This is a genomic window from Stagnihabitans sp. (assembly GCF_964946895.1).
Window position 1 is genome coordinate 1 of sequence record NZ_CBBQHX010000084.1, and the last position, 6,590, is coordinate 6,590.

Here is a 6,590-nt window from a genome sequence, read left to right on the forward strand (position 1 = left end):
GTAGTATTCGTCCAACTCGCCCGGAGCGACCTCAAACGACTTGCCTTCGGCGCGTGCTGCCGTGGTGGAGGCTGCGGTGATACCTGCTGCCCCGGCCAGCATGGCCAGACGCGATCCGCCCAGTCCGCCCAGCAGGGCAGCCCCGCCAGTCGTTGCTCCAAACAATCCCCGCCGGCTGATTCCGGGTTTCTTATCGTCAGACATGTTTCGGTTCTTTCACGTTCGGATGGTTGATCAGATCGCCGGGCATCCTGAGGGCTGTCCCAGCCGTGCCCACAGCGTCACGCCGTTTGACTTGGCGGATGACGACCGGGCATTTGGTTTTGCTTTGGTAAAGCACCTGACAATTCAGGCAGTTGACGCATTCATTCGGGTTGATCTCTCCGGTCGGGTGGATGGCCTGAACCGGGCAATCATTCGCGCAGGTCTGACAGGGCGAGCCGCATTCGTGATAGCGCTTGAGCCAGTCGAACATCCTGAGCCGTGCCGGGATCGCCAGTGCTGCACCCAAGGGGCAAAGATAGCGGCAGTAGAAGCGTTCGACGAACAGCCCGGCCACCAGCAGCGCCACCACGTAAGCCACGAAGGGCCAGGCACGGATGAACTTCAGGACTATGGCGGTCTTAAACGGCTCGATTTCCGCGTAGTGTTCCGCTTGGTCGATCGACATCAGCGACACGCCGAACAGCCCAAGGAAGATCATGTATTTCAGCGGCCACAGGCGTTCGTGAAGGCCCCAGGGCAGCGTCCATTGCGGGATGTGGCAGGCGCGGGCGATCCTGTTGGTCAGTTCCTGCAGCGCGCCAAAGGGGCAAAGCCAGCCGCAATAGGCGCCACGTCCCCAGAACAGCAGGGCGGCGGCGAGTGAGAACCACAGGATGAAGGTCAGCGGGTCCAGAAGGAAGGCCTGCCAGCTGAACCCCGTCACCAAGGCGCCAAACAGCGCCATCAGGTTCACGACCGACAATTGCGCATCAGCATACCAGCCGAGGAAGACCAGCGTGACCGTCAGAAAGCCCATCCGGAACCAGAAGAAGACGCGAGCGTTGCGGGTGGCCAGGCTTTGGAAGAAGAACACCAGCGTCAGCACGGCCAGCATGGCGGCAAGGCCCGCGATCTCGACCTTTTTGTCGAGCCAGATCTTCTGCCACAGGGCAGTCTGGGCGGCGGACTCGTCCTGCGCCGGGACGGCAGCAGCGGCTGGGGCTGGGGCGGCGATGGCGCGCAGGTAATGCGGCGGCAGTTGGTAAGCGAGGTCGAAGGTCAGGAAGTCCTTCTCGACCGCCGCCACCTGACGTTGCACCAGAAGCTGGATGCGGAACGGCTTGGTAGGATCAAAGCCCGAGGCAGCAGGGATGCGGAACAAGTCCGTTTCGCTGAAATCCGGCGCACCCTTGGCGGCGATGGAGCCGAGCCGCTTGTGATCATGGTCGTGAAAGCGGACCGACACATCATCCTGCACCAGTACGATCCGGTCAAAGATGCCGCCCCGCACATAGCCCGAGCCTTTGAAGGAAAAGATTCCCTTGCCCACGATCATCAAGGCCTGATCGCCGGGCTGCAGCCATGTCGTCAGGTTGGTCTGATCCTGCGCGCTCAGAAGTGCCTGACCGATGGCGGGGACCGAAACCAAGGCCACCTGCATCTCGGTAAAGATCGTGTCCGGCGGAGCGGTCTCGGGTTTGGCCGTAGCACGTGGGTCATTCAGCGCCTCGAATGCGGCGTTGACCTGTCCCACATCCAGCGACAGGCGGCGCAATGTGCCGTCACCCTCCATCGCCATCCAGTCGGACGGGGCGATGGCTGCAGGGTCCAGTTCAAGAGTGGGACCTGCCACAATCTCAGGCGCAAGACCGCCAAGCCCCAAGGCACGGGCCACCTTGATGCCCGACCTCAAGATGGAATCGTCCAGAACCATCACCGTCACCGTGGCGCCGGAGATGATGTTCATGTCGTGCTTGCCGCCCGACTTGGCCATCGCGACCAAATCCATGCCCACATAACTCGCGGCCAGCGCTTTGACCTTCGCATCCGGGATACCAATCAGAACAATGGGTTCGGAGTGTTTGACCAGCTTGACGCCGGTGATCTTGGCTTCGTTGTCGACGGCCACCAAGGTGTGGATTGGCTTGCCGGAATACCCGGTCGTGCCCACGAAGTCTGAGGTCAGAAATACCCAGCCGATCTGCTGGCCGCCCTTCAGCACGGGCGCCACCGCCAGATCGCTGCGGATCGGGCCAAACGCATCCGCCCCGACGGCGAGATCGGCCGCCTGAACCGTGGGAAGATACTTTGACAAAATCGTATCAGCCAAACTGGGCGAGGACAGCAAGACTGCGGCCGCAAGGGCCAGCAGCAGGCGGGTCAGAAGGACGCGGAGTGCATGTTTCATGACGCTCCTATGCCCGACCGCGCCGACCCCTCCCTTGATTTAGGTCAAGTAAAGTAACCTTTTTCTGTGAAATGGCTGGAAAGCTTGATTTTGATCATTTCCAAGCAACCTTTTTTCTCAGAAAATGTAACAAAAGTTTGCCAAAGAGAGTCCCGTCCATGCATCTAACCAAGTTCAGCGACTACGCCCTGCGCGTCTTGATGATCGCCGCAGCCAAGGGCGAGGAACGTCTGACGATTGAAATGACTGCCGAAACCTTCGGGATTTCGCACGGGCATCTGAAGAAAGTCGTGATGAAGTTGACCAAGGCCGGATTTCTCCGCGGGGTCAAAGGGCGGACAGGTGGCTACCTGCTGGCACGCAAGCCTGAAGACATTAATCTCGGTGCCGTGCTGCGCGTTACCGAAATCGACTTTGGCGTGTTTGAGTGTTTCCAGGACGGCCAAGCGTGCCCGATCGTCGGACCGTGTCGTTTGCCAGCCGTAGGCCGCAAGGCAATCTCGGCCTTTCTGGCTGCCTTCGATCAGGTGACGTTGGCCGATGTGGCCCTGCCCATGTCATCCTTCCGGTCTATGACGGCATCTGAGCTGAGCTAGACCGTCCATTCCCTCCAATTGACTGCAACGTCGGTTCCAAGGCAGCTGTAGTTACCCTTGCTGTTATAGCTTCCCAAAAAAACCGGCCCTGTCCGGTCAGGAGTATCCAATGAAACCTGCACTCGCGTTTACCCTTGCGCTTTTCTTGCAGGCTGGCGCGGCTTACGCCCACGTCGGCTTGGTCAGCGAAATGCCCGCCGATGGCACAACAGTCGCGGTTTCCTCGGCGCTAACCTTGACCTTGACCTTCACCGAGATGGTGACGCTCCGATTTTCCGGGATCACGCTAAAAGGTCCTGAGGGCAAAGACCTGCCGACCGGAGTTGCCTCTTTGAGCGCAGATGGCGTTACTTTGACTATTCCTGCAGTCACGACCTTGACCGCAGGAACCTATTTGGTCGATTGGCATGCCTTGGCGGATGATGGCCACAAGTCGCATGGCAGCTACAGCTTCACCGTCAAGTAAACTCAGTGGAGACGTCACTTATCCTGTGCCGGTTCTTGCAGTTCGCGTCGGCGATGCTGCTTTGGGGAGCTGGCAGCTTGCGCGCGGGAGCTTTCCCGCCGAGCCTTCTGGGAGGCTCGGCGCGCAAAGCGGTTCGGTTGACCCGTCTTTTTGCACAGCTCAATTTGCTTGCTTCACTGGGGTGGCTAGCTGCCGAAGCAGCTTTGGCCGGCGATGGCCCGCAAGATGCAGCCAATCCGGAAGTTGTCATGGCATTGCTGACCTCTTCGCACTTTGGCGAGGTCTGGATGGTGCATCTGGGGTTGGCGGCGGCTTTGGTACTGGCCAGTCGCAGTGACCGGCCCAGAGCTGTAGCTGTCTTAGCCGGATTGAATCTTTCCTGTCTGGGCTTGATCGGCCACGCCGTGCTGCCTGCGGGTTCCCTAGGTTTCTTGCATCAGGGCCTATCAGCGCTGCACCTTTTGGCGGCAGGTTTTTGGGTGGGAGGGTTGGCGTTGATCCTGCCGTTCCTCTCGAACTCTACTCTGACTGAGGACGCAGCAGCTGTTCTGCGCCGCTTCTCATGGTGGGGTCACTTGGCGGTTGGGCTAGTTTTTGCCACGGGAGTTGCCAAGTCGATCCTGATTTTCATTTCTCGAAACAGTCGGGATCCTTCGACAGTTTACATGAGCCTGCTCCTCCTCAAGGTGGCAGCTGTACTGCTGATGCTGGGTCTGGCGTTGTTCAACCGGTATCGGCTGGTGCCAAGCCTGTCCGCCATCAGCACCCATGGAACAGTTTTGCATGATTGCGTAGCGGAGGGTTTGCGGCTCATCTTGACCCCACATGGAGGTAGAGATGAGAAAGAACCCCGTGACGACGAAGGCGCCTGCCGAGCAGGTTGTGAAGGACATCCGGCGCGCGACGCGCAAGCTGCATGGGTCTGAGGAGAAGATCCGGATCGTGCTGTCCGGGCTTCGCGGCGAAGACAGCATCGCCGAACTGTGCCGCAAGGAAGGTATCGCGCAGAGCCTGTATTACAGCTGGTCCAAGGAGTTCCTTGAGGCCGGTAAGAAACGATTGGCTGGCGATACCGCCCGTCAGGCCAGCAGCGGCGAGGTCAAGGACCTTCGTGCCGAGGTCGCCGAACTGGAATCCGTTCTCAAGAGCCGCAAGCAACGCATCCTCATCGTCGAGACGTCCGGAGTTGGAGCATTCGCGCAGACACGCGAATTCTACCGCAAGAACGGCTACACCGAAGAGGCCCGCATCAGAGACTTCTGGGCGATGGGAGATGACAAGGTCGTTTTCTGGAAGTCGCTTCTTTGACGCACCCGGAGCAATTTGACCTTCGCCTGTCGTGCGCTGGGGCTAGAGGCATGGCGCTTCTTGTCGCCAAGGAACGCTTTTCCGGCTCAGCCGCTGCTGGCGAGCACGGTTTTGCTAAAGCACGCATGAACACATAGGGCTTTTCGCGATGCCAAATGCAAAAATGCCCCACTTTGGAGGGGGGACTCGTCAAACGTTGACGTGGCGTTGACGTGTTTTGCGGATGACAACGCCTGAGTGTTTCACTCGGGATTTAAGTCTTTGCTATATTTGTATAATTTGGTTGCGGGGGCGCACAACCACCGTAACTTGCCCGCAACTTTCTGTATCGTATGACCTGCAGGCTTCCAATTCAGCCTCCTGCCGGAGGCCGAATGTCGGTGCTCTGCCAGACCTTCTATGCAACAGATTGACCGTTTCCCAAGACGTAGACAACCTTGCATCCGTCTTCATTATTGCTTATTTTGAAGACAGACGCGCGAGTGGAGGTCATGATGTCCCAGACAACGACGATGACAGTGCGGATCAGTGGCGCTTTGAGCGAGTTTGTCGCCTCGAATGTCGGCGAGAACGGGGCCTATGAGAACATCAGCGAATACGTTCGCGATCTGATCCGGCGTGACAAGGAGCGGATCGAGCGTGAATCGTTCGACCGGCTGAAAGCAGAACTGACCCGCTCCTTCGCCGCTCCCGAAGACAGCTACCGCCCGTTGACCGCTGCGGACGTGATCTCCAGGAACCGGAGTTGACGAAATGTCGGTGCGCGTTCAGGAAGCCGCATCGCTGCGGCTTGACGAGATTTATCGATACACCCGCGACCGATGGGGTGCCGATCAGGCGGACCGTTACATCACCGATCTTTTCTTGACCTTCGAACAGATCGAAGGTCATGGCGTGGTGTCACGACCAATCCCCGCAGAGTTTGGTGTCGAGGGGTTTTATGTCCGGCACGCCCGTCATTCCGCCTATTGGCGACGGCTGTCGAACGGAGACATCGGTATCGTGACGATCTTGCATGAGCGCATGCACCAGATGGATCGGTTCAGGGATGATCAGTCGGGCGGATAGAGGGCCGGGTCCGCCTTTAGCAGCACCTCCTTTTGACACGACTGCAGCGCAGCATTCGCTTAGGACTTCCAGACCGATTGCGTTCCAATACCGGAAATCCGCATCCAGCGCCAAAAGCCAAAAGGCCTACCTTGAAGGAATCAGAGGGGCCGTCCATCTTCAGCGACAAGAAACAGATGCGCTGCGAAGACAGCGCCGGATGAGGCAAGAATGAAACAGGTAACTTTGGCCACAGCATTGCTGGCGGCATGTGTTTTTTCGGCTGGCGCCCAAGCAGACCCACCGGGGCCTAGGGCGACCCTCGCCGTCTTGAGTACGGCCCCCAAGGTTAAGCCGTCATTTCAGGACTTTATGGGGGACTACGAGGCGATTGCGCACTTCGAGCAGCAACTGGCACTTGCCGTGAATGGCAACGCCAAAGCGCAGGGACAGGTGGCCGAAGCCTATTATGAAGGGCATGGCGTGCAACAGAACTTCTACAAGGCGGTCGAGTGGGCCGTAAGCCTGCAGTGAGGGCCGTCTTGAGGGGCTTTGTCCTGATCGATTATCGAGTGTCCGTATGGACGCACACGAAGACACCCCCCGCATTCAGGTTTTGTCGGTTTCCGATACGGGTCGCCGTCGCCGTTGGACGGATGACGAGAAGATCCGGATCGTCGAGGAAAGCCGTCGCGATGGCGTGACGCTGGCCGAGGTGGCGCGGCGGCATGAGATTTCGCGGTCGATGCTTTATGATTGGCGCTATCGGCACAAGCTTGGC

8 protein-coding genes and 2 pseudogenes are annotated in these 6,590 nt (G+C 58.8%); 8 read left to right on the forward strand and 2 right to left on the reverse strand.

What is annotated here, in order from left to right:
• Positions 1-204: pseudogene (locus AC1Y2B_RS23215) on the reverse strand (TAT-dependent nitrous-oxide reductase); the annotation flags it as partial.
• Positions 197-2,392, reverse strand: a complete 2,196-nt coding sequence (locus AC1Y2B_RS23220) for a 4Fe-4S binding protein (RefSeq protein WP_482255497.1) — start codon at positions 2,390-2,392, stop codon at positions 197-199. The pseudogene AC1Y2B_RS23215 and the gene AC1Y2B_RS23220, both read right to left, overlap by 8 nt.
• Before the next feature lie 71 nt (positions 2,393-2,463).
• On the opposite strand from AC1Y2B_RS23220, the gene AC1Y2B_RS23225 reads away from it, so the two are divergent.
• The 8 genes and pseudogenes from AC1Y2B_RS23225 to AC1Y2B_RS23260 form a co-directional block, all read left to right on the forward strand.
• Positions 2,464-2,988: an RrF2 family transcriptional regulator gene (locus AC1Y2B_RS23225; RefSeq protein ID WP_482255498.1), complete on the forward strand. Its 525-nt coding sequence runs from the start codon at positions 2,464-2,466 to the stop codon at positions 2,986-2,988.
• A 109-nt stretch (positions 2,989-3,097) separates the two neighbouring features.
• The gene (gene copC, locus AC1Y2B_RS23230; RefSeq protein ID WP_482255499.1) at positions 3,098-3,454 is read left to right on the forward strand and encodes a copper homeostasis periplasmic binding protein CopC; all 357 of its coding nucleotides are present in this window, start codon (positions 3,098-3,100) and stop codon (positions 3,452-3,454) included.
• A 137-nt stretch (positions 3,455-3,591) separates the two neighbouring features.
• Complete coding sequence (locus tag AC1Y2B_RS23235) at positions 3,592-4,380, forward strand: CopD family protein (RefSeq protein ID WP_482255500.1); 789 nt, start codon at positions 3,592-3,594, stop codon at positions 4,378-4,380.
• Positions 4,292-4,597 (forward strand): annotated as a pseudogene (locus tag AC1Y2B_RS23240) (transposase); the annotation flags it as partial. The gene AC1Y2B_RS23235 and the pseudogene AC1Y2B_RS23240, both read left to right, overlap by 89 nt.
• Positions 4,598-5,256: 659 nt before the next feature.
• On the forward strand, positions 5,257-5,511 hold the full coding sequence (locus AC1Y2B_RS23245) for a ribbon-helix-helix domain-containing protein (protein ID WP_482255501.1): 255 nt from the start codon (positions 5,257-5,259) through the stop codon (positions 5,509-5,511).
• Between the two features lie 4 nt (positions 5,512-5,515).
• The gene (locus tag AC1Y2B_RS23250; RefSeq protein WP_482255502.1) at positions 5,516-5,830 is read left to right on the forward strand and encodes a type II toxin-antitoxin system RelE/ParE family toxin; all 315 of its coding nucleotides are present in this window, start codon (positions 5,516-5,518) and stop codon (positions 5,828-5,830) included.
• A gap of 210 nt (positions 5,831-6,040) precedes the next feature.
• Complete coding sequence (locus tag AC1Y2B_RS23255) at positions 6,041-6,343, forward strand: hypothetical protein (protein WP_482255503.1); 303 nt, start codon at positions 6,041-6,043, stop codon at positions 6,341-6,343.
• Between the two features lie 46 nt (positions 6,344-6,389).
• Positions 6,390-6,590, forward strand: a 201-nt coding sequence (locus tag AC1Y2B_RS23260; protein WP_482255504.1) for a transposase, incomplete at its 3' end; no start/stop codon positions are given.

What these genes read in the sequence shown, in the direction of transcription:
- AC1Y2B_RS23220 (WP_482255497.1), bottom strand. Translation starts at nt 2,392, where the DNA reads ATGAAACATGCACTCCGCGTCCTTCTGACCCGCCTGCTGCTGGCCCTT.
- AC1Y2B_RS23255 (WP_482255503.1), top strand. Translation starts at nt 6,041, where the DNA reads ATGAAACAGGTAACTTTGGCCACAGCATTGCTGGCGGCATGTGTTTTT.
- AC1Y2B_RS23250 (WP_482255502.1), top strand. Translation starts at nt 5,516, where the DNA reads ATGTCGGTGCGCGTTCAGGAAGCCGCATCGCTGCGGCTTGACGAGATT.
- AC1Y2B_RS23245 (WP_482255501.1), top strand. Translation starts at nt 5,257, where the DNA reads ATGTCCCAGACAACGACGATGACAGTGCGGATCAGTGGCGCTTTGAGC.
- AC1Y2B_RS23225 (WP_482255498.1), top strand. Translation starts at nt 2,464, where the DNA reads ATGGCTGGAAAGCTTGATTTTGATCATTTCCAAGCAACCTTTTTTCTC.
- copC (WP_482255499.1), top strand. Translation starts at nt 3,098, where the DNA reads ATGAAACCTGCACTCGCGTTTACCCTTGCGCTTTTCTTGCAGGCTGGC.